Origin of the sequence: Frigoribacterium sp. CFBP9030, from assembly GCF_034045195.1 — a bacterium.
GTDB lineage: Bacteria > Actinomycetota > Actinomycetes > Actinomycetales > Microbacteriaceae > Frigoribacterium.
This window is the reverse complement of record NZ_JAXCWG010000001.1, coordinates 198,660-220,517: the sequence shown is the minus strand read 5'-3', so window position 1 is coordinate 220,517 and position 21,858 is coordinate 198,660. Positions and strand designations below refer to the sequence as shown.

The 21,858-nt window shown below is 71.7% G+C and carries 23 protein-coding genes; 9 read left to right on the top strand and 14 right to left on the bottom strand.

The genetic code is table 11. The features are described 5' to 3' along the window. Positions 1 to 45 precede the first annotated feature (45 nt). The gene (locus tag SOM13_RS01015) at positions 46 to 1,482 is read left to right on the top strand and encodes a DEAD/DEAH box helicase (RefSeq protein WP_320478656.1); all 1,437 of its coding nucleotides are present in this window, start codon (positions 46 to 48) and stop codon (positions 1,480 to 1,482) included. A 315-nt stretch (positions 1,483 to 1,797) separates the two neighbouring features. On the opposite strand, the gene SOM13_RS01010 is transcribed toward SOM13_RS01015, so the two are convergent. Next, complete coding sequence (locus SOM13_RS01010) at positions 1,798 to 2,652, bottom strand: PHP domain-containing protein (protein WP_192059781.1); 855 nt, start codon at positions 2,650 to 2,652, stop codon at positions 1,798 to 1,800. A 40-nt stretch (positions 2,653 to 2,692) separates the two neighbouring features. On the opposite strand from SOM13_RS01010, the gene SOM13_RS01005 reads away from it, so the two are divergent. Together SOM13_RS01005 and SOM13_RS01000 are read left to right on the top strand one after the other, a co-directional pair. After that, positions 2,693 to 3,721, top strand: coding sequence for an endonuclease/exonuclease/phosphatase family protein (locus SOM13_RS01005; protein WP_243214466.1), 1,029 nt, complete (start codon positions 2,693 to 2,695; stop codon positions 3,719 to 3,721). 53 nt (positions 3,722 to 3,774) lie between these two features. Beyond that, complete coding sequence (locus SOM13_RS01000) at positions 3,775 to 5,274, top strand: aminopeptidase P family protein (protein ID WP_243214462.1); 1,500 nt, start codon at positions 3,775 to 3,777, stop codon at positions 5,272 to 5,274. Positions 5,275 to 5,406: 132 nt separating this feature from the next. Here SOM13_RS01000 and SOM13_RS00995 read toward each other — a convergent pair whose 3' ends face one another. The 4 genes from SOM13_RS00995 to SOM13_RS00980 form a co-directional block, all read right to left on the bottom strand. Beyond that, entirely contained in the window at positions 5,407 to 6,249 is an 843-nt protein-coding gene (locus SOM13_RS00995) for a copper resistance protein CopC (protein WP_320478655.1), read from the bottom strand. Continuing rightward, the gene (locus SOM13_RS00990; RefSeq protein ID WP_320478654.1) at positions 6,246 to 7,028 is read right to left on the bottom strand and encodes a YcnI family protein; all 783 of its coding nucleotides are present in this window, start codon (positions 7,026 to 7,028) and stop codon (positions 6,246 to 6,248) included. The genes SOM13_RS00995 and SOM13_RS00990 overlap by 4 nt, the downstream gene beginning before the upstream one ends. A 109-nt stretch (positions 7,029 to 7,137) precedes the next feature. Further along, on the bottom strand, positions 7,138 to 7,746 hold the full coding sequence (locus SOM13_RS00985) for a hypothetical protein (protein WP_320478653.1): 609 nt from the start codon (positions 7,744 to 7,746) through the stop codon (positions 7,138 to 7,140). Continuing rightward, positions 7,746 to 8,243, bottom strand: a complete 498-nt coding sequence (locus tag SOM13_RS00980) for a general stress protein (RefSeq protein ID WP_192059768.1) — start codon at positions 8,241 to 8,243, stop codon at positions 7,746 to 7,748. The genes SOM13_RS00985 and SOM13_RS00980 overlap by 1 nt, the downstream gene beginning before the upstream one ends. 48 nt (positions 8,244 to 8,291) lie before the next feature. Here SOM13_RS00980 and SOM13_RS00975 point away from each other — a divergent pair, with 48 nt between their 5' ends. Genes SOM13_RS00975 through SOM13_RS00965 form a run of 3 tightly spaced genes read left to right on the top strand, consistent with a single transcriptional unit; the run spans position 8,292 to position 11,338 of the window. Further along, positions 8,292 to 9,611 (top strand): magnesium transporter MgtE N-terminal domain-containing protein, encoded by a 1,320-nt coding sequence (locus tag SOM13_RS00975; protein WP_192059766.1) that lies wholly within the window; start codon positions 8,292 to 8,294, stop codon positions 9,609 to 9,611. Continuing rightward, positions 9,598 to 10,182 carry a DUF1003 domain-containing protein gene (locus tag SOM13_RS00970; protein ID WP_192059763.1) on the top strand — a complete coding sequence of 195 codons (585 nt, stop codon included), beginning with the start codon at positions 9,598 to 9,600 and terminating at the stop codon, positions 10,180 to 10,182. The genes SOM13_RS00975 and SOM13_RS00970 overlap by 14 nt, the downstream gene beginning before the upstream one ends. Further along, entirely contained in the window at positions 10,175 to 11,338 is a 1,164-nt protein-coding gene (locus SOM13_RS00965) for an Mrp/NBP35 family ATP-binding protein (protein ID WP_320478652.1), read from the top strand. The genes SOM13_RS00970 and SOM13_RS00965 overlap by 8 nt, the downstream gene beginning before the upstream one ends. 100 nt (positions 11,339 to 11,438) lie before the next feature. Here SOM13_RS00965 and SOM13_RS00960 read toward each other — a convergent pair whose 3' ends face one another. Beyond that, a complete protein-coding gene (locus tag SOM13_RS00960; RefSeq protein ID WP_255354969.1) occupies positions 11,439 to 11,561 on the bottom strand; it encodes a hypothetical protein in 123 nt (40 codons plus the stop codon). A gap of 236 nt (positions 11,562 to 11,797) precedes the next feature. Between SOM13_RS00960 and SOM13_RS00955 the strand changes: the two genes are divergently transcribed. Then, entirely contained in the window at positions 11,798 to 12,712 is a 915-nt protein-coding gene (locus SOM13_RS00955; protein ID WP_192059759.1) for a LysR family transcriptional regulator, read from the top strand. Between the two features lie 23 nt (positions 12,713 to 12,735). Here the strand turns inward: SOM13_RS00955 and SOM13_RS00950 are convergent, their stop codons facing one another. Continuing rightward, entirely contained in the window at positions 12,736 to 13,140 is a 405-nt protein-coding gene (locus SOM13_RS00950; RefSeq protein ID WP_320478651.1) for a Sec-independent protein translocase TatB, read from the bottom strand. A gap of 63 nt (positions 13,141 to 13,203) precedes the next feature. On the opposite strand from SOM13_RS00950, the gene SOM13_RS00945 reads away from it, so the two are divergent. Then, positions 13,204 to 13,830 carry an O-methyltransferase gene (locus SOM13_RS00945; RefSeq protein ID WP_320478650.1) on the top strand — a complete coding sequence of 209 codons (627 nt, stop codon included), beginning with the start codon at positions 13,204 to 13,206 and terminating at the stop codon, positions 13,828 to 13,830. 68 nt (positions 13,831 to 13,898) lie between these two features. Here SOM13_RS00945 and SOM13_RS00940 read toward each other — a convergent pair whose 3' ends face one another. From SOM13_RS00940 to dapE, 3 genes are all read right to left on the bottom strand, one after another. Next, the gene (locus tag SOM13_RS00940) at positions 13,899 to 14,069 is read right to left on the bottom strand and encodes a DUF3117 domain-containing protein (RefSeq protein ID WP_082474961.1); all 171 of its coding nucleotides are present in this window, start codon (positions 14,067 to 14,069) and stop codon (positions 13,899 to 13,901) included. A gap of 85 nt (positions 14,070 to 14,154) precedes the next feature. Next, positions 14,155 to 15,426, bottom strand: coding sequence for a hypothetical protein (locus SOM13_RS00935; RefSeq protein ID WP_320478649.1), 1,272 nt, complete (start codon positions 15,424 to 15,426; stop codon positions 14,155 to 14,157). Further along, positions 15,411 to 16,484 carry a succinyl-diaminopimelate desuccinylase gene (gene dapE, locus SOM13_RS00930; protein WP_320478648.1) on the bottom strand — a complete coding sequence of 358 codons (1,074 nt, stop codon included), beginning with the start codon at positions 16,482 to 16,484 and terminating at the stop codon, positions 15,411 to 15,413. Before dapE ends, SOM13_RS00935 begins: the two co-directional genes overlap by 16 nt. 88 nt (positions 16,485 to 16,572) lie before the next feature. On the opposite strand from dapE, the gene dapD reads away from it, so the two are divergent. Further along, positions 16,573 to 17,541 carry a 2,3,4,5-tetrahydropyridine-2,6-dicarboxylate N-succinyltransferase gene (dapD, locus tag SOM13_RS00925; RefSeq protein WP_192059748.1) on the top strand — a complete coding sequence of 323 codons (969 nt, stop codon included), beginning with the start codon at positions 16,573 to 16,575 and terminating at the stop codon, positions 17,539 to 17,541. A gap of 167 nt (positions 17,542 to 17,708) precedes the next feature. Here the strand turns inward: dapD and SOM13_RS00920 are convergent, their stop codons facing one another. Genes SOM13_RS00920 through SOM13_RS00905 form a run of 4 tightly spaced genes read right to left on the bottom strand, consistent with a single transcriptional unit; the run spans position 17,709 to position 21,753 of the window. Then, positions 17,709 to 19,004: a citrate synthase gene (locus tag SOM13_RS00920; protein WP_192059746.1), complete on the bottom strand. Its 1,296-nt coding sequence runs from the start codon at positions 19,002 to 19,004 to the stop codon at positions 17,709 to 17,711. Between the two features lie 16 nt (positions 19,005 to 19,020). After that, positions 19,021 to 20,121 (bottom strand): succinyldiaminopimelate transaminase, encoded by a 1,101-nt coding sequence (dapC, locus tag SOM13_RS00915; protein ID WP_320478647.1) that lies wholly within the window; start codon positions 20,119 to 20,121, stop codon positions 19,021 to 19,023. A gap of 10 nt (positions 20,122 to 20,131) precedes the next feature. Next, positions 20,132 to 20,449 carry a ferredoxin gene (gene fdxA, locus SOM13_RS00910; RefSeq protein ID WP_192059742.1) on the bottom strand — a complete coding sequence of 106 codons (318 nt, stop codon included), beginning with the start codon at positions 20,447 to 20,449 and terminating at the stop codon, positions 20,132 to 20,134. Continuing rightward, positions 20,446 to 21,753 carry a PIG-L family deacetylase gene (locus SOM13_RS00905; protein ID WP_192059740.1) on the bottom strand — a complete coding sequence of 436 codons (1,308 nt, stop codon included), beginning with the start codon at positions 21,751 to 21,753 and terminating at the stop codon, positions 20,446 to 20,448. The genes fdxA and SOM13_RS00905 overlap by 4 nt, the downstream gene beginning before the upstream one ends. Positions 21,754 to 21,858: the final 105 nt, after the last annotated feature.

Genomic DNA, 21,858 nt, shown 5'->3' with positions numbered 1-21,858 from the left:
GGGCTAAACTCGCTGCATCCGCCTATATGAGACAGGGCAACAACAGTGACTTTCACAGACCTCTCGATCGACCAGGACATGGTCGACGCACTGGCCGCGAAGGGGATCGTCGAACCGTTCCCCATCCAGACCCAGACGATCCCGCTCGCACTCGCCGGCCAGGACATCATCGGCCAGGCCAAGACCGGCACCGGCAAGACCCTCGGCTTCGGCCTCCCGATCGCCCAGCGCATCGGACTCGACCCCACCCCCGGCGTCAAGGTGCTCGTCGTCGTCCCCACCCGCGAGCTGTGCGTCCAGGTCGCCGAAGACCTCGAGGTCGCCACCTCGAACCGCTCGACGAAGGTCGTCAGCATCTACGGCGGCAAGGCCTACGAGGGCCAGGTCGAGCAGCTGAAGGCCGGGGCGCAGATCGTGGTCGGCACCCCCGGGCGCCTCCTCGACCTGGCCAGCCAGCGCCTCCTCGATCTCAAGGGCGTCCAGGAGGTCGTCCTCGACGAGGCCGACAAGATGCTCGACCTCGGGTTCCTGAGCGACATCGAGAAGATCTTCCAGCAGGTCCCCGAGACGCGGCACACGATGCTGTTCTCGGCCACCATGCCCGGCCCGATCGTGGCGCTGGCCCGCCGGTTCATGAACCGCCCGATCCACATCCGCGCGACGGACCCCGACGAGGGCCTGACGCAGGCGAACATCAAGCACGTCGTCTACCGCGCGCACTCGCTCGACAAGGACGAGGTCATCGCGCGCATCCTGCAGTCCGAGGGCCGCGGCAAGACCGTCGTCTTCACCCGCACCAAGCGTGCGGCCGCCAAGCTCGTCGAAGAGCTCAACGACCGCGGCTTCAACGCCGCCGCCGTGCACGGCGACCTGAACCAGGAGCAGCGCGAGCGGGCCATGGCCGCCTTCAAGGCGGGCAAGAAGGACATCCTCATCGCGACCGACGTCGCGGCCCGCGGCATCGACGTCAACGACGTCACGCATGTGATCAACCACACCGTGCCCGACGACCACGACACCTACCTGCACCGCGCCGGTCGCACCGGCCGCGCCGGCAAGACGGGCATCGCCGTCACGTTCGTCGACTGGGACGACCTGCACAAGTGGGCGCTCATCAACCGCGCACTCGACATGGGGCAGCCCGAGCCCGTCGAGACCTACTCGTCGAGCCCCCACCTGTTCACCGACCTCGACATCCCCGCTGGCACCAAGGGCCGCCTGCGCAGCGCACCCAAGGCCGCCGTCGAGGGCGGGGCCTCCGCCCCCCGCGAACGCAACCCCGGGTCGCGAGGCCGTTCGCGTGGTCGTGACGACGATGCCGGTCGCTCGTCGGGGCGTCAGGGCTCGGGTCGCGGGGCCACCACTCCGCCCACGAGCGCGTCGGTCGGATCCGCCTCGTCCGAGAACTCCGGCGAGGGCGGCGAGCCCCGCCGTCGCAGTCGCCGCCGTCGTCCCAGCGGCGACGCACCCGCCCAGGGCTGAGCCCTACGGCCGACGCCGCACCCGACACGACCCCCTCGCCCACCAGGGCCAGGGGGTCGTCTCACGTGACGCCCCTCGACCCCCACCCACCAGTCCCACCGCTGTGCAAATCGCGACCAGAAGGCCGCGGGCCCTTTCAGCGACCCGGCGAACGGCGTGTCGCGGCCGATCGGTCGGGTTCGGCACGCCCAGCTCCCGCAGCCCGGTCGGGTCCGGCACGCCCAGCTCCCGCAGCCCGCTCGGGTCCGGCACACCGGACTCCCGCAGCCCGGTCGGGTTCGGCACGTCACCAGACCAGACCCGACCCGCGCCTCCTCAGCCGACGATCGGCGTCCAGCCCGTGGCCGCCGCGACGATCCGTTCGAACTGCCGGGGGTCGGTGCTGTTCTCGCCCAGCCGGTTCGGCTTGCCCTCGCCGTGGTAGTCGCTCGAGCCGGTGACGATCAGGTCGTGCTGCGCGGCCAGCTCGCGGAGACGAGCAGCGCCGGCGGGGGTGTTCTCGCGATGGTCGATCTCGACGCCCATCAGGCCCGCGTCGACGAGCGCCGCGAAGCCCTTCTCCGAGACGTTGGGCTCGCGACCGTGCGTCGCCGGGTGCGCGATCACGGGGACGCCGCCCGCATCGCGGATCAACCGCACTCCGACGAGCGGGCTGGGGGCCTCGTGCGGCTCGTAGTAGCCGGAGCGCCAGTGCAGGATGCCGGCGAACGCCGCGCTGCGATCGGGGGCGAAGCCCCGGGCGACGAGGGCGTCGGCGATGTGCGGACGGCCGAGCGTGGCACCGTTCGTCGACTGGTCGAGGACGTCCTGCCAGCTGATGTCGTAGTCGGCCGAGATCCTCTCGACGATCCGCTCGGCCCGGTGCAGGCGGCTGTCGCGCAGTCGAGCGGTCTCGGCGACGAGGGCCGGGTCGGTCGGGTCGAAGAGGTAGCCCAGCATGTGCACGCTGTTCAGCCCGAAGCGCGTGCTGAGCTCCATGCCGGGGACGAGCGTGACGCCCGTGCCCGCGACCGCCCGAGTCGCCTCGGCCCAGCCGGCCGTCGAGTCGTGGTCGGTGAGGGCGATGGTGCCGAGCCCCGCCGCCGATGCAGCCCGCACGAGCTCTGCGGGGGTCTCCGTCCCGTCGGAGACGCTGCTGTGCGTGTGCAGGTCGATCGGTCGTGACGGCATCCCCTCATCGTAGGCGTCGTCGCCTATGCTCGGTCGGGCCATGATCCGTCGTCTCGTCGCCCTCGTCCTCGTGCTCGCCGCCGCTGCAGCGCTGCTGCTCGCCATCTGGCCTCAGGCCCTCGACCTGCAGAGGAGCTGGCCGGCGACGCAGGTCGTGTCGTTCCGCATCGTGGCGGCGGGCGTCGCCCTCGTCGCGGCCGTCGTCCTGCTCGTGGTCGGGCTCTTCGCCCGTCGCATCCGCTCGGTGACCGCCTCCATCGCCGTGCTCGCGCTCGTCGCCGGCGCAGTCTCGACCGGTGTGCTCGCCTCGCGCGGCATCGGTCGCGACGACTTCACCGACGCCCTCGAATCCGACGTGACCGTCCTGTCGTGGAACACCCTCGGCGGTGCGCCCGGCGCCGACGCGATCGCCGCTCTGGCCGTCGAGGTCGGCGCCGACGTCGTCACCCTGCCCGAGACCGACGCCGAGACCGCGAAGGCCGTCGCCGACGCCATGAACGCGGCGGGTCTCCCGATGGCCGGCTTCACCTCCAGCTACGACGACGTGGCGACCGCGAAGCCGACGTCTCTGCTCGTGTCGACCGCCCTGGGCGAGTACACCGTCGCCACGGCCGACGACGGCACGTCGATCACCACGACGCCCGGCATGCCCAGCATCGTCGCGACCCCGGTCGACGAGGCCTCGCCCGTCATCGTCGCGGCCCACCCCGTCGCCCCGCTCCGCGACACGATGGACACGTGGCGCGACGGGCTCGACGTGCTCGCCGACGCGTGCGCCTCGGGCAACGTGATCATGGCCGGCGACTTCAACGCGACCGTCGACCACATGAGCGGGCTGGGCCGTGAAGGAGGCGCGCTCGGCACGTGCCGCGACGCTGCGGTGGGCACGGCGAACGGTGGCGTCGGCACCTGGCCTACCGATCTCAGCCCGCTGCTCGGCACCCCGATCGACCACGTGATGGCCACCCGACACTGGCTCGCCACCGGGTTCCGGGTGGTGACCGACCTCGATGAGGCCGGCAGCGACCACCGCCCGGTCGTCGCGCAGCTCAGCCGCACCGGGGCCTGAGCACCCGGCGGGACGTCGCGCAGGCCGATCCGGATCGCGAGAGAATGGGTGCCATGGCTGAACAGAAGGCACCCCGCGCGACCACGAACCGCTCCACGACCCCCGGCTCCGACACCTTCAAGGACTACATCTCGTCGAACTGGGCCGAGAGGCCGAGCGATCTCCCCGAGCCGCGTGAGCAGGCGCCGTTCGCGGCCGCTCGCCGCGAGGCCCTGTCGGCGAAGCACCCCGGCAAGCGGCTCGTCGTGCCCGCCGGGCGCGCCAAGGTCCGCTCCAACGACTGCGACTACCCGTTCCGTGCGCACTCGGGCTTCTCTCACCTGACCGGGTGGGGTTCCGACACGGTGCCGGGGTCGGTGCTCGTGCTCGAACCCGTCGACGGCGGGCACGATGCGACGCTGTACTTCCGGGCGAGCGCGGGCCGCGACTCCGACGAGTTCTACGCGAACCCCGAGATCGGCGAGTTCTGGATCGGGCCTCGCCCGTCGCTCTCGCAGGTCGGCGCCGACCTCGGACTCGAGACCCGCGACCTGGCCGAGTTCGACGCGGTGCTCAGCGTCGTCGACGGTGACACTCTGCTGCTGCGCGAGGCCGACCCCGAGCTGACGGGACGTGTCGACGAGATCGACGCCGCACGCCGCTCCGACTCCCCCGCCGCCGCCGAGGCCGAGGCCGAGCCCTCGGCAGCCGACGACATCCGCGACCTCGCACGCGACCTCAGCGAGCTGCGACTGGTCAAGGACGCCTACGAGATCGCCCAGATGCGCGAAGCCGTCGACGTCACCGGTCGCGGGTTCACGGACGTCGTGAGCGACTTCGACGAGATCCTCGCGCATCCTCGGGGCGAACGTCTGGTCGAGGGCACCTTCAACCGCAGGGCACGCGCCGACGGCAACACGGTCGGCTACGACACCATCGCGGCCTCGGGCGATCACGCCTGCGTCCTGCACTGGACCCGCAACGACGGGGCCGTCCGCGACGGCGACCTCATCCTCATCGACGCCGGCATCGAGCTCGACAGCCTCTACACGGCCGACATCACACGCACCCTGCCGGTGTCGGGTCGCTTCACCGACGTGCAGCGCCTGGTCTACGAAGCCGTGCTCGAGGCGGCCGACGCCGCCTTCGCGATCGTTCGCCCCGGCATCCGGTTCCGAGAGATCCACGCCGAGGCCATGCGGGTCATCGCCGAGCGCACCGCCGAGTGGGGGTTCCTGCCCGTCAGCGCGGCCGAGTCGCTCGAGCCCGACCACCAGTACCACCGCCGGTACATGGTGCACGGCACCAGCCACCACCTGGGCATCGACGTGCACGACTGCGCGGCCGCGCGCCGCGACCTGTACCTCGAGGGGGTGCTCGAGCCGGGCATGGTGTTCACCATCGAACCCGGTCTCTACTTCCAGCCCGACGACCTGAGCGTGCCCGAGGAGTTCCGCGGCATCGGAGTCCGCATCGAGGACGACATCGTCGTCACGGCCGACGGCGCCGAGAACCTCTCGGTGGGCATCCCCCGCACCGTCGCCGACGTCGAAGCCTGGGTCGCCCGAGGCTGACCCGTCCGACGAGGGGCCCGCGCGATCCGCATCAGCGGTCGCCCGGGCCCTTCGTCGTGTGAGCGGCTCGTCGCGTGAGCGGCTCGTCGCGTGAGCGGCTCGTCGTACGGCCGGCCGGTCGCCCGACCGGGACTACGACCGCGGCGTCGAGCGCCCGTCCGCCGGGCCGTCGGCCTCGCCGTCGCCGTCGGGGCCCTCGTCGCCTCCCTCGTCCGAACCGGATCGACGTCGACTCGTCGCGAGGACGACGACGACCGCGACCAGGGCGAGGACGACGATCCCGACACCGAGTCCGATCGCCAGGCCGAGCCCGTCGCCGTCGTCGGCCACGTCGGACGACTGGTCGGTCGCCTCGGCGGCGGAGCCCGTCTCAGGAGCGACGGTCGCGTCGGCGCCCGCCGCCGGGTCGGTCGTGGCCGCCGCATCCGGTTCGTCGCCGTCGGGCCCGCTGACGGCCGGGTCGTCGGTCGGGTCGCTCGTCGACGGGTCGCAGACGGGCCGCTCGGCGGCGCCCGCGGAGGCTTCGACCCCGGCCGGCGGCTGGTAGCTGAACGACCGCGAGTCCGACACCGTGTGCCCGTCTGCCGAGACCGCCTGGTAGGTCATCGTGTACTCGCCTGCGGCGCCGAGTGCGACGCCGGTGCTGAGGACGGGCCCGGCGGTCGTCGAGCAGCCGTCCTCGAAGTGCCGTCCGGAGGCGTCGGTCACCTCGAGCACGTTGGACGACCCCGTCCCCGAGAGATCGAGCACGACGTCGCTGAAGGTGACCGACGCCTCCCCGAGCTCCGTGGTGACCACGGCCCCCTGCTCCGGGCTGCTCGAGAGCACGTAGTCGTGCGCCGAGGCCCCCGTCGCCGGCACGAGCACGGCCAGTCCGACGAGACCGACGAGGCCGACGAGGCCGCCGGATGCGCCGGCGCCGCCGGCGAGACGGGAGCGCCCTGTGGCGACGACGCTGCGCGAGCGGCCCGTCACGAGGTCGACCCGCCCGAGCTGCGCCCGCCCCGGCCGCCCGCTGCGGGGCGACGAGTCAGCGCGACGACGCTGACGACGAGGGCGACGGCCCCGAACGCGAGCCCGCCGATGCCGAAGGCGACGCCCGCGGTCGACGACGCGTCGGAGTCGCCGGACGCGCTGACGGCCGCGTCGTCGGACGAGGCGTCGGCCCCCTCGCCGACCGCGTGGCTGTCGGAGTGCCCCTCGTCGGGCGGCGTGTCGTTCACATACAGGGTCGGTGCCGGGTGCTCGGGCTCCTCACCGGAGGCGGGCGTGGGCTCGTCCCAGTCGACGACGCTGCCGTCGCTGTACTCCTGGTGCGACGGGAGCAGGATCGAGCCGGTGTCGGGCACGGCCCCGGCGGAGATCACGAACTGCTGGAACTGCCCGGGGGCGATCTGAGCACCCTCGTCGGCCGTCCACGTCACCGTCACCGGAGCCGTCGTGACGGTCGCCCCGTCGATGTCGACCGGCTCGGGCAGAGCACCCGTGGCGACCTCGGTCGACCACCCGGGGACGGGCTCGTACGAGACGGAGGTGAAGGGGGTGTCGGTGGGCAGGTCGACGACGAACCGGACGGTGCCCGCGTCGGCGGACTCGTTCGGCACCTTGAAGGTGAGCGTCGAGTACGAACCGGCTTCGGCCTGTCCGGGCTCGACGTGGACGTGGGCGGAGGCGGCGAGCGGCGCCGCGAGGGAGAGGAGCGCGGCGGCGCCCAGCACGCCGCCGGCCCGGAGGGCGAGAGTGGTCTTCTTCACGAGTGGTGGTCCCTTGTTCTCGGCTGCGCGGAGCACGGCCGGTGTCTGATGATCGGCGTCGGCCGAGGGCACGGCGCCGTCCCGTCGCCGGGTTCGGCGACGGTCGGAGTCAGACGGGACGAGGCGGACCCCGGTGCGGACTCGCGGTGAGGAAGCGCGGGGGCCGGCCCCGTCGGAGAGGCGGGACGACGGCGTTCAGGAGGCGCGCCTCCGGAACGGGGACGACCCCGTCTCCGAGGACCCGCCCGGCGGCGACGGCCCGACGCGAGGCCGCCCGCAGCGCCGTCCGCATCGCCCGGTGACCGCGGACCATGGCCGCCACCGTGACGACGGCGGCCAGCGCATGCGCGAGCCACATCGCCGACGTGCTCATCGCGGCCTCGGGCGCCGCCGTCGCACCCGCTGCCGCGCGGACGGTCAGGATCAGGGGCGAGTGGTGCCCGCCCGACGCGCCGAGCCCCGTGGTCGCGGTCGAGCCGAGGGAGAAGAGGACGTGGAACGCGAACTGGCTGAGCACCACGGATGCGGCGAGGCGGGGCGTGGAGACCCGCCGACCGGCGAGCGCCACGCAGACCGGCAGCGCGAAGGCGAGAGCGAGGCCGACCCCGAGGAGGCCCGGCTCGGCACCGCCGCCGGCCACGTGCGAGAAGGCGGCGACGACGACGGAGAGACCGGCGGTCAGCCAGCCGCGGTGGAACCGCATCCGTCGTGCGTCCATCAGCGCTTCTGGTCGGGGCGTGCGAGGACCTCATGGGCGCGCGACGACACCTCGGGGTCGACGACGATCTGGTAGCTCGTGGCGAGCACCTGGTGGGTCGAGGTGAAGTCGCGGCGACGACGGCTGATGGCGAAGCTCGCGATGCCGTAGAGCATGCCGAAGCCCGCGCCGATCAGGGCGGCGGCGACGACGGTGGTGATCGTCACGGTCGTCGGCGAGAAGACGAGCATCACGAGACCGAAGAAGACCCCCAGCCACAGACCGGTCACCGCGCCGGCCAGGGCCGCCCGGCCGTAGGTCAGCCGGCCGGTGACCCGCTCGACCGTGGTGAGGTCGTTGCCGATGATGGCGAGCTGCTTGATCGGGAAGTCGGCGTGCGACAGGCGCTCGACGACGGCCTGCGCCTCGGGGTAGCTGGCGTACGTGCCGAGGACGTCGCCCCGCGGGACCGTGGGCACCGGACGGGTGCGTCGGCCCAGGGGGCTCTGATTCGTCATGGCCCCATTAAACACGGGGCGCCTGTCTCGACGGACTAAATTGGTCGTGTGAGCGCCAACAGAGTCTTCATCGCCCGTCTCGCCGGGTGCTCCGTCTTCGACCCCGCCGGCGACAAGGTCGGCAAGGTCCGCGACGTCCTGGTCGTCTACCGTCGCGACGAGCCCCCTCGGGTGGTCGGACTGATCGTCGAGGTGCCCGGCAAACGCCGCGTCTTCGTCGGCATCGGCCGGGTCACGAGCATCGGCTCGGGTCAGATCATCACGAACGGACTCATCACCCTGCGCCGCTTCGAGCAGCGCGGCGGCGAGACCCGGGTCATCGCCGAGATGCTCGGTCGCAAGGTGACCCTGCGTCGCGACGGCGGCCGGGCCACCATCGAGGACGTCGCGATGGACGAGGTATCCGAGGGCGACTGGGAGATCGGCCAGCTGTTCCTCCGCAAGCCGAAGTCGACGCCGTCGCCGTTCGGCAAGGGGCCCACGACCTTCGCCTCCTGGCAGGACGTCCGAGAGGAGAACGCCGACGGCGAGGCGCAGAGCGCCGAGCACCTGATCGCCGCGTACTCCGACCTGGTGCCCGCCGACCTCGCGAACACCCTGCTCGAGCTCACCCCCGAGCGCCGGCACGAGGTCGCGGCCGAGCTCTCCGACGACCGCCTCGCCGACGTGCTCGAAGAGCTGCCCGAGACCGAGCAGATCGACATCTTCGGTCAGCTCGACGACCACCGCGCGGCGGGCGTGCTCGACCAGATGCAGCCCGACGACGCGGCCGACCTCATCGCGCAGCTCAGCGAAGAGCGCAAAGAGCAACTGCTGGGCCTCATGGAGCCCGACGAGGCCGACGACGTCCGGATGCTGCTGAGCTACGACGCCGACACGGCGGGCGGTCTGATGACCACCGAGCCGGTGATCGTCTCCGCCGACGCCACCGTCGCCGAGGGGCTCGCCCTGATCCGTCGGCACGAGCTCGCGCCGGCCCTCGGCGCCGCGGTGTGCGTCACGCTGCCGCCCTACGAGCCGCCCACCGGCAGGTTCCTCGGCATGGTGCACTTCCAGCGGATGCTGCGCTACCCGCCGAACGAACGGCTCGGCACGCTGCTCGACCAGCAGCTCGAACCCGTGCGCGTCGATGCCACGGCCCTCGAGGTCACGCGGGTCATGGCGACCTACAACCTCGTCTCGGTGCCGGTCGTCGACGCCGCCCACCGCCTGGTCGGGGTGGTGACCATCGACGACGTCCTCGACCATGTGCTCCCCGACGACTGGCGCAGCCAGGATCCGGGTCAGCCCCTGAACCGCAACCGGCCGCGCCCGCGGCGCGCACCCGTCAACACGCCCGCGAGGAGGACCCCCGGTGGCACGCGATAACCGCAGCACGGTCCGGCTCGACGCGCCGAAGGGGCTCCGCACCCGGGTGCTCCCGGGTCGTCGCGGCCCGGGTCGCGACCGGTTCGGTCGCGCGACCGAGTCCGTCGCGCGCGGGATGGGCACGCCGTACTTCCTGATCGCGCTGACGCTGTTCTGCGTCGCGTGGATGATCTTCAACACCATCGCCCCCGAGGCCTGGCGCTTCGACAGCGCCGCCATCGGCTTCACGGCCCTGACGCTCATCCTCTCGCTGCAGGCCTCGTACGCGGCGCCGCTCATCCTGCTCGCGCAGAACCGTCAGGACGACCGCGACCGGGTGCAGTTCGAACAGGACCGTCAGCGCGCCGAGCGCAACCTCGCCGACACCGAGTACCTGGCCCGCGAGGTCGTCGCGCTCCGCATCGCCATGCGCGACATGGCGAGCAAGGACTTCATCCGCGCCGAGCTCCGTTCGATGCTCGACGAGCTCGACCGACGCGACGCGGACGAGTCCGACACGACCCGCGCCTCCTCGGCCCCGGCTCGTCGCGAGCAGCGGCACGACACGAGACACGACGGGCACCGTGGCTGACGACGACACGACGTCCGGTCCGCTGGTCGAGGGCGTCCGACGCGCGCTGGGTCGCGTGCTCGACCCCGAGATCCGCAAGCCCGTCACCGAGCTCGACATGATCGGAGACGTCTCCGTCGACCGAGGAGGCGCGGCGCGGGTGACCGTGAAGCTCACCATCGTCGGCTGCCCCGCCGCCGACACCATCGAACGCGACGTGCGCGCCGCCACCGCGTCCGTGGCCGGCGTCACGGCGGTCGACGTCGACGTGACGGTCATGACCCGCGACGAGCGGCGCGCCCTGACCGAGAAGCTGCGCGCCGGCCGGGCCGCGAGGGGCATGCAGTTCGGGCCCGAGACGCTCACCCGCGTCTACGCCGTGACCAGCGGCAAGGGCGGGGTCGGCAAGTCGACGGTCACCGCGAACCTCGCGGTGTCGCTGGCCGCCCGGGGGCTCGCCGTCGGCATCGTCGACGCCGACGTCTACGGATTCAGCATCCCCGGCCTCCTGGGTCTCGTCGGCGACGACGGAGCATCGGTCAAGCCGACGCAGGTCGACGACATGATCCTGCCGCCTGTCGCCCATGGGGTGAAGGTGATCTCGATCGGCATGTTCGTCGACGACGCGTCGACCGCCGTGGCGTGGCGCGGGCCCATGCTGCACCGGACGATCCAGCAGTTCCTCACCGACGTCTACTTCGGGGATCTCGACGTGCTGCTGCTCGACCTGCCCCCGGGCACCGGCGACGTCGCGATCTCGGTCGGGCAGCTGCTGCCCCACGCCGAGGTGCTCGTGGTGACGACACCGCAGCCCGCGGCGGCCGACGTGGCCGAGCGCAGCGGTGTGGTCGCGCGCCAGACCGGCCAGCGCCTCCTCGGCGTCGTCGAGAACATGGCCGGTCTCCCCCAGGCCGACGGTTCCGTGCTCGAGCTGTTCGGCTCGGGCGGCGGCGCCGAGACGGCCCGCCGGCTGTCGACCGGGCAGGACGAGCCGGTGACAGTCCTCGCGAGCGTGCCGCTGAGTCTGGCCCTGCGCGAGGGCGGCGACGCGGGCACGCCCGTCGTGCTCGCTGCCCCCTCCGACCCCGCGGCACGGGCCATCGAGGCCCTCGCCGACCGGCTCGCGGTGCGCGAACGCGGACTCGCCGGGCGGAAGCTCGGCCTCAGCGTCGGCTGAGCCGCCCTCGCCCCGGGCGACCCCGGGCATGCGAGAGGGGCGCCTCGCGATGCGAGACGCCCCTCGGCGGTGGCCGTCGCGAGTGGCGACGGCGGCGGACCTAGCTCCAGCGGGTGTAGGTCTTGGTGGGGATCGCGTGGAAGCCGTCGCGAGCGACGGAGACGATCGACCCGGTGATGCCGACGACGGCGGCGATGGCGAGGACGATGATTCCGGTCAACATGGTGTTTCTCTTTCTTGGCGCGATGCGTCGCGCGGTCTGGTGGTGCGGACACGACGCGGTTCGACGTCGTGCGTGATGGGTGGAGCCGCCGTGCATCCGACGGACACCCGAGCCTCGGGACCAGGTCGACCGAGGGGCCGGAGCGCATGGGGTCGCTCCGAGGACTCTTCTATTCTGCGCCTTGCAAAGGCGTAGAACAATCTCACGTTGCTACCGGAACACCGTAGATTGTCTACATGGATGTCAAGAGACTCGAACTGCTCCGGGAGCTGGCAGAGCGGGGCAGCATCGCCGCCGTGGCGCGGGCCACGCACCGCACCCCGTCAGCGGTGTCACAGCAGCTGAAGATCCTCGAGAAGGAGGCCGGCGTGGCGCTCACCGAGCGCATCGGGCGCGGCGTCGTCCTGACCGGCTCGGGGCGCGTGCTGGCCCAGACCGCCACCGACGTCGCCGTCGCGCTCGAGCGGGCCCAGGCGGTCTGGGCCGACTTCATCGCGACCCCCCAAGGAGAGGTCACCCTCGCGACCTTCCCCACGGGAGGCCAGATGCTGCTGCCCGGCCTGCTGCGGACCGTCGCCGAGACGCCGGGTCTCGTCGTCGTGGCCACGGACCACGACCCGTCCATCCGCGAGTTCGCCGACCTGGCGGGCGACCACGACGTCGTCGTCGCACACGCGTCCGAGAGCCGCTCCTGGCGGGGGCGCGGCCTCGTCAACGTCCCCCTGCTCACCGAGCCGCTCGACATCGCCCTCCCCGCCGACCACCGCCTGGCGGGCCGGGCCTCGCTCTCCCCCTCCGATCTGGAGGGCGAGAGCTGGATCGGGGTGCCGAGCGGCTTCCCGTTCGAGTGGGTCTACACCGAGATCGAGCGCGTCACCGGCAGCCCCGTGCGCATCTCGCAGCGCTTCAGCGACACGAAGGTCACCGAGTCGCTGGTGGGTGCGGGTCTCGGCATCGCCGTGCTGCCCCGATTCACCGCGAAGGAGGCGCGGGACGACATGGTCCTGCTGCCTCTGGAGAACATCCGGGCCGTCCGCTACGTCTCGGCGCTGATGCGCCGCGACCGGGCCGAGAGGCCGAGCGTCCGTCGCGTGGTCGACGCGCTCCGCGCCGAGGCGACACGGGTAGCCGGCCTGCACGGGGGTGTCTGAGCGCAGGCGCCGAGACGAGCGGCCTAGGTGGCCTCGGAGTCGTAGGGCGCGACCTCGCCGGCGGCGAGCGGCACGGAGCGCGGCGCCGGGCCGCGGGAGGGCAGACCCGCGGCGACCGCCCCGGCCGTCGCCATGGCTGCGGGGGTCACGGCCGTGGCGCCCCCGCTCGGCGGATCGAGGAGCGCATCGCGGATGATGCGGCGGGGGTCGTACTGCCGAGGGTCGAGCTTCTGCCACTCGACCTCGTCGAATTCGGGGCCCATCTCGCTGCGCATGCGCTCTTTGGCGCCGTTGGCCATGTTCTTGACCGACTTGACGAGCTGAGCGAGCTTCGACGCGTAGACGGGCAGACGATCGGGCCCGAGCAGGAAGACGGCCAGCACACCCACGATGAGCAGCTTGTCGAACGTCAGACCGGAGAGGGACACGCAAGCAGACTAACCGGTGCCGCCGGGGGCCACCCCCTAGAGTTGGCCTTTCGAGGAGTGGGTGTGTCGCAAATAGAGTCAAGCTGGAAATTCGCCGAAGAGCTCGTCACCGAGAGCGGTCCGCTCGCAGAGGCTCGTCAGCACTCGCTCGAGGTCGGGGTCGAACCGGTCTCCCCCGCCGTCGGCGCGCAGCTCGCGGTCGTCGCGGCCGCATCGGGTGCGAAGAACATCATCGAGATCGGAACCGGCGTCGGCGTCAGCGGTCTCTGGCTGCTGCACGGCGCACCCCGGGCGACCCTCACGTCGATCGACCGCGAGGTCGACCACCAGCAGGCCGCCCGCGACGCTTACCTCGGCGCCGGCGTGCCGGTGAACAGGTTCCGTCTCATCACCGGCCGCGCCTCCGAGGTGCTGCCGCGGATGAACGAGAACTCGTACGACATCGTCTTCGTCGACGCCGATCCTGGCTCCGTCATCGAGTACGTCGAGCACGGTCTGCGCCTCGCCCGCCCGGGCGGACTCGTGCTGGTCGCCCACGCGCTCTGGCACGGCTCGGTCGCGAACCCCGCCCGACGGGATGCCACGACGACGCAGTTCCGCACGCTGCTGACCGAGGTCTCGACCTCCCCCGCGGTGATCAGCTCGCTGTCGACGGCCGGCGACGGACTCCTGCAGCTCGTCAAGCTCTGAACGACGGAGCAGCCCCGCCGATCGGTGATCGGCGGGGCTGCTCGCGATGGTGCTGGGAAGGTGGCCGACTAAGCGCCGACGACGCTCGCGAGGGCGTCGTGGAGCTCTCTGGCTTCGTCGTCGTTGACCGACACCACGAGGCGTCCCCCACCCTCGAGCGGAACACGCACGATGATGAGACGACCCTCCTTCACGGCTTCCATAGGTCCGTCGCCGGTCCTCGGCTTCATGGCTGCCATCAGATAGTCCCCTTTCGCAAAGATGCTCGTCCTATTATCCGTGATTTGTACGCCCGCACCTAAACGCCCTTCGGTCGTCGGCCGATCACGGCGGCGTCCAGTCGTAGCCGTCGACCCACCAGCTGTAGTACAGCCAGGCGAACTGCCCGGCGACGAAGACCAGCAGCAGCCCCACGCGCCAGACGCGCGAACGGGGCACCGCGAGGATGCCCAGCAGCGGGAAGAGCGGCATCAGCAGTCGCCAGGTGCTCGACTGCGGGAAGAACACGGCGAGCAGATAGAGCGCGTAGGCGACTCCCCAGAGGCGCAGGTCGACTCCGATCCGGCGCCCCCACGGCCCCAGCAGGAGCACGGCGAGACCCAGCACGGCGAGCACGAACAGCGCCCCGACGGGGAACCCGCCGCTCATCCGCGACCAGAAGGCGGCCCCCTCGAACCAGGCGGAGAAGGGCACCAGCGGCCCGTACCCCACGTAGGGCGCCCGCCATGCCAGCTCGGTGGCCGTGTAGGCGTCCGGCCGCCCCGTGACGACGCCCGCCACGATCAGCCAGCCGACGCCGAGCACCGCGGTGGTCACCGCCGACACCGAGACGGCGATCATCTCGCGGCGCGGGAACGGGTCGCGGGCGCGCGTGGACCATCGGTGGACGGCGTGCAGTCCGATCGCGAGGGCGAGAGCGAGGGCGCCCGGTCGCGTGAACGACAGCGCGGCCACGAGGGGCAGCATCGGCAGGTACTGACGACGCACCAGCAGGAGGAGGCAGGCGCAGAGCAGCAGCAGGAACATCGACTCGGCGTAGGCCACCTGCAGCAGCGGCGAGAGGGGCGAGAAGCAGAACAGCGCGACCGTGAAGAGCGCCGTGCCCTCGGGCAGCACGTGCCGCATCAGTCGGTGCAGCAGCAGGGCCGTGCCGGCGGCGCAGAGGACCGAGACGAACACGGCGAGCGGTGCGAACGGCACCCCGGTCAGCTCGGTCAGGGCACGGACCGTGAACGGGTACACCGGCATGAAGGCCCACGCGCTCTCGCCGACGTTCCCGGTCGAGGTGATCGGCAGGGTCGTCGGGTAGCCGACCGCCGAGATGATGTAGTACCAGTGGCCGTCCCAGATGGTGGCGAAGCTCGCGTAGTCCGGGCTCGGCAGCGTCCACGCGTTGGGCCCCTGCACCCGCGCGAAGCCGAGCAGGAGAGCGGTGCTGACGACGCGGGAGGCGACGAACACGACGAGCACCCGCGCCCACCAGGGGGTGAGACGGTAGCGGACGACCAGCGCGCGACGAGCTCGGCGACGACCCGCGCCTCCTTCGCCCGCCGAGGAGGCGCGGGTCGCGTCTCCGACGGTCAGGCCGTCAGCCACGCCCGCAGTCCGCGTTCGTTGTCGACGATCTGCTCGAGCGGCACCCGCTCGTCGTCGTGGTGGGCGAGGAGCGGGTCGCCGGGGCCGTAGTTCACGGCGGGCACGCCGAGGGCGGAGAAGCGCGCGACGTCCGTCCAGCCGTACTTCGGCTTCGCCTCACCGCCGACCGCGGCCAGGAACTGCGCGGCCAACGGGGCGTCGAGCCCGGGTCGAGCCCCTTCGGCGAGGTCGACGACCACGACGTCGAAGCCGGCGAACAGCTCGCGCACATGGGCGACGGCCTCGTCGCCGGAGCGGCTGGGGGCGAAGCGGTAGTTGACGGTGACGACGCACTCGTCGGGGATGACGTTGCCGGCGACACCGCCCGCGATGCCGACGGCGTTCAGCCCCTCGCGGTAGACGAGGCCGTCGACCTCGACCTCGCGGGCCTCGTAGGCGGCGAGCAGGTCGAGGATGGGGGCGGCGCGGTGGATGGCGTTGTCGCCGATCCACGAGCGGGCGCTGTGCGACCGGCGACCCGTGGTGCGGATCTCCGCCCGGAGGTTGCCGTTGCAGCCGCCCTCGATCTCGCTGCGCGTGGGCTCGCCGAGGATGGCGAAGTCGGCCTGGAGCAGCTCGGGGCGGGTGCGGACGAGGCGGCCCAGGCCGTTGAGGGAGTCGGAGACCTCCTCGTGGTCGTACCAGACCCAGGTCACGTCGACGTTGGGCTCGGTCAGCTCGACGGCCAGCCGCAGGTGCACGGCGCAGCCGGCCTTCATGTCGACGGTGCCGCGGCCCCAGAGGAACTCGACGCCGTCTTCGGTCTCGTAGCGGGTCGGGAGGTTGTCGTTCAGGGGCACGGTGTCGATGTGCCCCGCCACCACGACGCGCTGCGCCCGACCCAGGCTCGTGCGGGCGACGATCGCGTCGCCGTCGCGCACCACCTCGAGATGGTCGTGCCCCGCCAGGGTCTCGGCGATCGTGTCGGCGATGCGACCCTCGTCGCCGGAGACGGACTCGATGTCGCAGAGCTGGCGGGTGACGTCGACGGCGGACACGCTGAGGTCGATCTTCGGCATGGCCCCGAGTGTACGGGGGCCGAGGGAGCGCCTGCTGCGGTCGTCGCACCCCGTGACCGCACGGAGTCGGGCCGATACGGTTGACCTCATGACTTCCGACGACACCGCCGCCACCCACGCCTACGGTGACGGGCTGGCGACCGTCTCCGCCGACGGCACGACGCTCGACACCTGGTTCCCCTCCCCCTCGCTCGGCCGCCTGCCCGCCGACCGCGACCCCGCACTCGTCCCGGCCGAGATCGCCGACGCCGCCGGGCCCGACGCCCGCCGCGCCGTCGATCTCGTGCCGGTGACCGTCGAGATCGAGCTGAGCGCGCCTCCTGCGTCCACCTCCGACGCCTACCTGCGCCTGCACCTGCTCAGCCACCTGCTGGTCAAGCCGAACACGGTCAACCTCGACGGCGTCTTCGGGCACCTGCCGATCGTCACGTGGACGAACGCCGGCCCGGTGCACCCCGACGACTTCGCCCGCCTCCGCCCCGCCCTGCAGCGCGCCGGCATCGCGACCACCGGCATCGACAAGTTCCCCCGCATGCTCGACTACGTCTCGCCCGAGAGGGTCCGCATCGCCGACGCCTCGCGCGTCCGCCTCGGCGCGTACCTCGCCCCCGGCACGACCGTCATGCACGAGGGCTTCGTCAACTTCAACGCCGGCACCCTCGGCACGTCGATGGTCGAGGGCCGCATCTCGCAGGGCGTCGTCGTCGGCGACGGATCCGACATCGGCGGCGGCGCCTCCATCATGGGCACCCTGTCGGGAGGAGGCGCGCAGCGCGTCACGATCGGCGAGCGCGCGCTGCTCGGCGCGAACAGCGGCATCGGCATCTCGATCGGCGACGACACCGTGGTCGAGGCGGGGCTCTACGTCACCGCCGGCACCAAGGTGGTCGTCGTCGGCGGCACGACGTCGTCGGACGGCTCGACCCAGACCGTCAAGGCCGTCGAGCTCTCGGGGCGGCCCGGTCTGCTGTTCCGCCGCAACTCGCTGACGGGCGCCGTCGAGGTGCTGCCGCGCAAGGGCCACGGCATCACGCTGAACTCGCAGCTGCACGCCTAGCGGCTGCTGCTGCTGCGACGGCGATCGCTACCGCTGCGGCTGCGGCTGCTGTCGCTGTCGCTGCTGCGGCTGCTGACAGCACGACGCCCCGGCTTCGACGCGACACCCACGAGATGCGGGTGCGGCGCCGACGCCGGGGCGTCGTGTTCGCGGCGACCGATGCGCGGTCAGCGCTGGGGCCAGTCGCGCTGGGTCTCGCCCAGGTACAGCTGCTGCGGGCGGCCGATCTTGGTCGTGGCGTCGGCGTTCATCTCGCGCCAGTGGGCGATCCAGCCCGGCAGACGCCCGATCGCGAAGAGCACCGTGAACATGCGGGGCGGGAACCCCATGGCCTTGTAGATGACCCCGGTGTAGAAGTCGACGTTCGGGTAGAGCCTGCGCTCGGCGAAGTAGTCGTCGGCGAGGGCGATGCCCTCCAGCTCCATCGCGATGTCGAGCAGGTCGTCTTTGACGCCGAGGGCGGCGAGGACCTCGTTCGCGCTCTCTTTGACGAGCTTCGCGCGCGGGTCGTAGTTCTTGTAGACCCGGTGGCCGAAGCCCATGAGCTTGACGCCCTCTTCTTTGTTCTTCACCCGCTCGACGAAGCGCTCGACGCCCTGGCCGCTGGCCTTGATGTCGGCCAGCATCGACAGCACGGCCTCGTTCGCCCCGCCGTGCAAGGGGCCGTAGAGGGCGCTGATGCCGGCGGAGATCGACGAGAACATGTTCGCCTGCGTCGAGCCGACGAGTCGAACGGTCGACGTCGACGCGTTCTGCTCGTGGTCTTCGTGCAGGATGAGGAGGCGCTCGAGCGCCTTCGAGAGGACGGGGTTCACCTCGTACGGCTCGGCCATCGTGCCGAAGTTCAGCTTGAGGAAGTTGTCGACGAAGCTGAGCGAGTTGTCGGGGTAGAGGAACGCCTGACCGAGGCTCTTCTTGTGCGCGTACGCGGCGATCACCGGCAGCTTCGCCAGCAGACGGATCGTCTGCAGCTCGACCTGCTCGGGGTCGGAGGTGCTCATCGAGCCCTCGTAGAACGTGCCGAGCGCACCGACGGCGCTCGAGAGCACGGACATCGGGTGAGCCGAATGCGGCAGTGCGTCGAAGAACCGACGGAGGTCTTCGTGCAGCAGGGTATGGCGGCGGATGCGGGCGTCGAAGCCCGCCAGCTCGTCGGGGGTGGGCAGTTCGCCGTAGATGAGCAGCCAGGCGGTCTCGAGGTAGGTCGAGTTCGCGGCGATCTGCTCGATCGGATAGCCCCGGTAGCGCAGGATGCCCTGATCACCGTCGATGTAGGTGATCTTGCTGCGGGCGGTCGAGGTGTTCACGAACCCGTTGTCGAGGGTGGTGAAACCGGTCTGCTTGGTGAACGTCGAGATGTCGATCGACGAGGCACCTTCGGTGCTCGGGACGATCGGGAACTCGGCTGTTCCCCCCGGGAACTGCAGCGTGGCCTTCTGGGCGTCGTTGGCAGTGTCAGTCACTCCGCCAGCCTAGCGGTCAGTGCTCGAGGCGCTCCACGGCGGCGGCGATGCGCTCGTCGGTCGTCGTCAGGGCCACGCGGACGTGCCGCCCGCCCTCGGCGCCGTAGAACGATCCGGGCGCCACGAGGATGCCCCGCTCGGCCAGCCAGGCGGCGCTCTGCCAGGCGTCTTCGTCGCGGGTGACCCAGAGGTAGAGACCCGCCTCGCTGTGGTCGATGCGGAAACCGGCGCCCTCGAGGGCCGGCGCCAGGGCTGCGCGTCGCGCGCGGTACAGCGCCTTCTGCTCGGCCACGTGCGCCTCGTCGCCGAGTGCCACGCGCATGGCCTCCTGGACGGGAGCCGGCGGCATGAGACCCGCGTGCTTGCGGACGGCGAGCAGCTGGCCGATGACGGCCGGGTCGCCGGCCACGAAGCCCGCCCGGTACCCCGCCAGGTTCGACTGCTTGCTCAGCGAGTAGACGCTGACGACCCCGTCGAGCCGGTCACCGACCACACGGGGGTCGAGGATGCACGGCGTGGGTCGCGTGGCCCACTCGCCCTCCCAGCCGAGCTCGGCGTAGCATTCGTCGCCGGCGATCACGGCGCCGAGTTCGCGGGCACGGGCCACCGCGGCGGCGAGCCGCTCGACGTCGAGCACGGAGCCGTCGGGGTTGCCGGGGCTGTTGAGCCAGACGAGACAGGTCGACTCGGGCCATGACGCCGGATCGTCGGAGGCGACGGCGTCGGCGCCCACGAGCGCGGCGCCGAGCGCGTAGGTCGGGTAGGCGTTCGCCGGATGCACGATCGTGTCGCCGGGGCCCAGGCCGAGCCAGAGGGCCATGCCGGCGATCAGCTCTTTCGACCCGATCGTCGGGAGCACGGCGTCGGTGTCGAGACCCGTGACTCCGCGTCGCCGGGCGTACCACTCGACGATCGCCTCACGCAGGGCGGGTGTGCCCGCGACCTGCGGATAGGAGTGCGCGTCGGTGGCGGCCGTCAGAGCGTCGCGGACGACGACCGGGGTCGGATCGACCGGCGACCCGACCGAGAGGTCGACGATCGAACCGGGGTGCGCCCGTGCCGTCGTCGCGAGCTCGGAGAGGGAGTCCCATGGGAAGTCGGGGAGATCGAGCGCCACGACGGACTCGCTAGCCCTGGGGCGGGAGGACGGCGATGACGGGGTGGTCTTTCGCGATGACGCCGACCTTGGCCGCGCCGCCGGGCGAGCCGATCTCGTCGAAGAACTCGACGTTGGCCTTGTAGTAGTCGGCCCACTTGTCGGGGAGGTCGTCTTCGTAGTAGATGGCCTCGACGGGGCAGACGGGCTCGCACGCACCGCAGTCGACGCATTCGTCGGGGTGGATGTAGAGCGAACGCTCGCCCTCGTAGATGCAGTCGACGGGGCATTCGTCGATGCAGGCTCGGTCTTTGACATCCACACAGGGAAGTGCGATCACATACGTCACGTCTCGGGTGTTCCCTTCGCGTCGGGCAAGGCGTTCATCTTATCGCGGCCTCGCTGCACGTTGGCTCCCCCGTCGAGGAAGGGCCACGCGAGCACGACCGTGGCGATCAGCACGGGGCCGAACGTCCAGAGGTAGCCGGCGGGATTCGCGGGGACGAGCGCCGAGCCGCCGGCACCGGGCTGGGAGAGCAGCGCGGTGACCCCGAGCAGTCCGAGCGCGACGGCCGCCACGACGGTGCGCGACCGGAAGACCTGGCGGAAGCCGACGAGCAGGGCGAGCGCCATGATCAGCGAGAGCACGAGACCGGTGGGCACCACCGCGCCGCCGATCGACGTCGTGCCCTGATGCGCGACCGTGCCGATAGCGCCGAAGACGGCGCCCGCCGCGACGGACAGCAGATACGTGCCGATCTTGCCTCCGAGACTCATGTCGCTCAGCTCGGAGGTGTTCGCCGGGAGCGGCGCGAGCTCGTCGGGGTCCGCCACGAAGCGGAACGACTCGGTCGACGCCAGGCGGTCGACCCGGCCGTGCGGGTAGCGGATGCCCGCTCCGCCGCCGGGCAGGTCTACGACCTCGAGCTGCGTGCGGTACCCACGGAGCGCGGCCACGACCCGGGGCGCCACGGGTCGGACGTCCATCGTCACGACCGAGGGGTCGTCGCGCAGGGCCTCGGCCTCGACGCCGGTCGCCTCGTCGGCGCCCGCGACGATGGCGAAGTAGGGCACACCCGCCAGGCGGGCGGCTCGGACGGCGGCCCGGTTCGCACGGACGTGGTCGGGGTGGTGGTAGCCGCCGTCGTCGTCGTACGAGACGACGACCGTGGGCCGGACGGCGTCGACGACGGCGGAGAGATCGGACACGATCTCACCGAACTCGGCCGCGCAGAAGGCGGCCGGGTGGAGGTCGTCGGTCGGACCGGCGACGCCGTCGGAGCGCCACACCATGCCGCTGTCGCGGTAGACGCGGGGCTCGAGACCGGGCGTCCGCGCGCCGACGTCGCCGAGGAACCGGTGGTCGCGCACGCCGAGCTCGCGGAGCGCCGCGGCGATCTCGCCCTCTCGGTGGACCGCCAGCGCGGCCTCGTCGTCGCGCAGTCGTGCGAGGTCGTCGGGGATCACCTCTCCGAGCTCTCCGCGCGTGCAGGACACGACGGTGACGCTCGCACCCGCGTCGACCAGGGTCGCGAGGGTGCCCCCCGTCGTGATCGTCTCGTCGTCGGGGTGGGCGTGCACGACGAGCACCCGTTCGACCCGGGGGGCCGCTGAGCCGGTGCCGTCGCCACCAGGCGTGCCGAAGTAAGTCATCACTGGACAGGATAGGCCGCCCGGCACTATGGTCGGTCCTCGTCAGCCGACCCTTAGCAAGGTTAGCCTAACCAAACCACCCCGTGCGGTCGAGTCCCGACCGCC

Excerpts from the sequence above, each read along its gene's own strand:
- SOM13_RS01010 (WP_192059781.1), bottom strand. The coding sequence starts at position 2,652 with ATGCCGTCACGACCGATCGACCTGCACACGCACAGCAGCGTCTCCGAC.
- SOM13_RS01005 (WP_243214466.1), top strand. The coding sequence starts at position 2,693 with ATGATCCGTCGTCTCGTCGCCCTCGTCCTCGTGCTCGCCGCCGCTGCA.
- SOM13_RS01000 (WP_243214462.1), top strand. The coding sequence starts at position 3,775 with ATGGCTGAACAGAAGGCACCCCGCGCGACCACGAACCGCTCCACGACC.
- SOM13_RS00985 (WP_320478653.1), bottom strand. The coding sequence starts at position 7,746 with ATGGACGCACGACGGATGCGGTTCCACCGCGGCTGGCTGACCGCCGGT.
- SOM13_RS00980 (WP_192059768.1), bottom strand. The coding sequence starts at position 8,243 with ATGACGAATCAGAGCCCCCTGGGCCGACGCACCCGTCCGGTGCCCACG.
- SOM13_RS00960 (WP_255354969.1), bottom strand. The coding sequence starts at position 11,561 with ATGTTGACCGGAATCATCGTCCTCGCCATCGCCGCCGTCGTCGGCATC.
- SOM13_RS00955 (WP_192059759.1), top strand. The coding sequence starts at position 11,798 with ATGGATGTCAAGAGACTCGAACTGCTCCGGGAGCTGGCAGAGCGGGGC.
- SOM13_RS00940 (WP_082474961.1), bottom strand. The coding sequence starts at position 14,069 with ATGGCAGCCATGAAGCCGAGGACCGGCGACGGACCTATGGAAGCCGTG.
- dapE (WP_320478648.1), bottom strand. The coding sequence starts at position 16,484 with ATGCCGAAGATCGACCTCAGCGTGTCCGCCGTCGACGTCACCCGCCAG.
- dapD (WP_192059748.1), top strand. The coding sequence starts at position 16,573 with ATGACTTCCGACGACACCGCCGCCACCCACGCCTACGGTGACGGGCTG.
- SOM13_RS00905 (WP_192059740.1), bottom strand. The coding sequence starts at position 21,753 with ATGACTTACTTCGGCACGCCTGGTGGCGACGGCACCGGCTCAGCGGCC.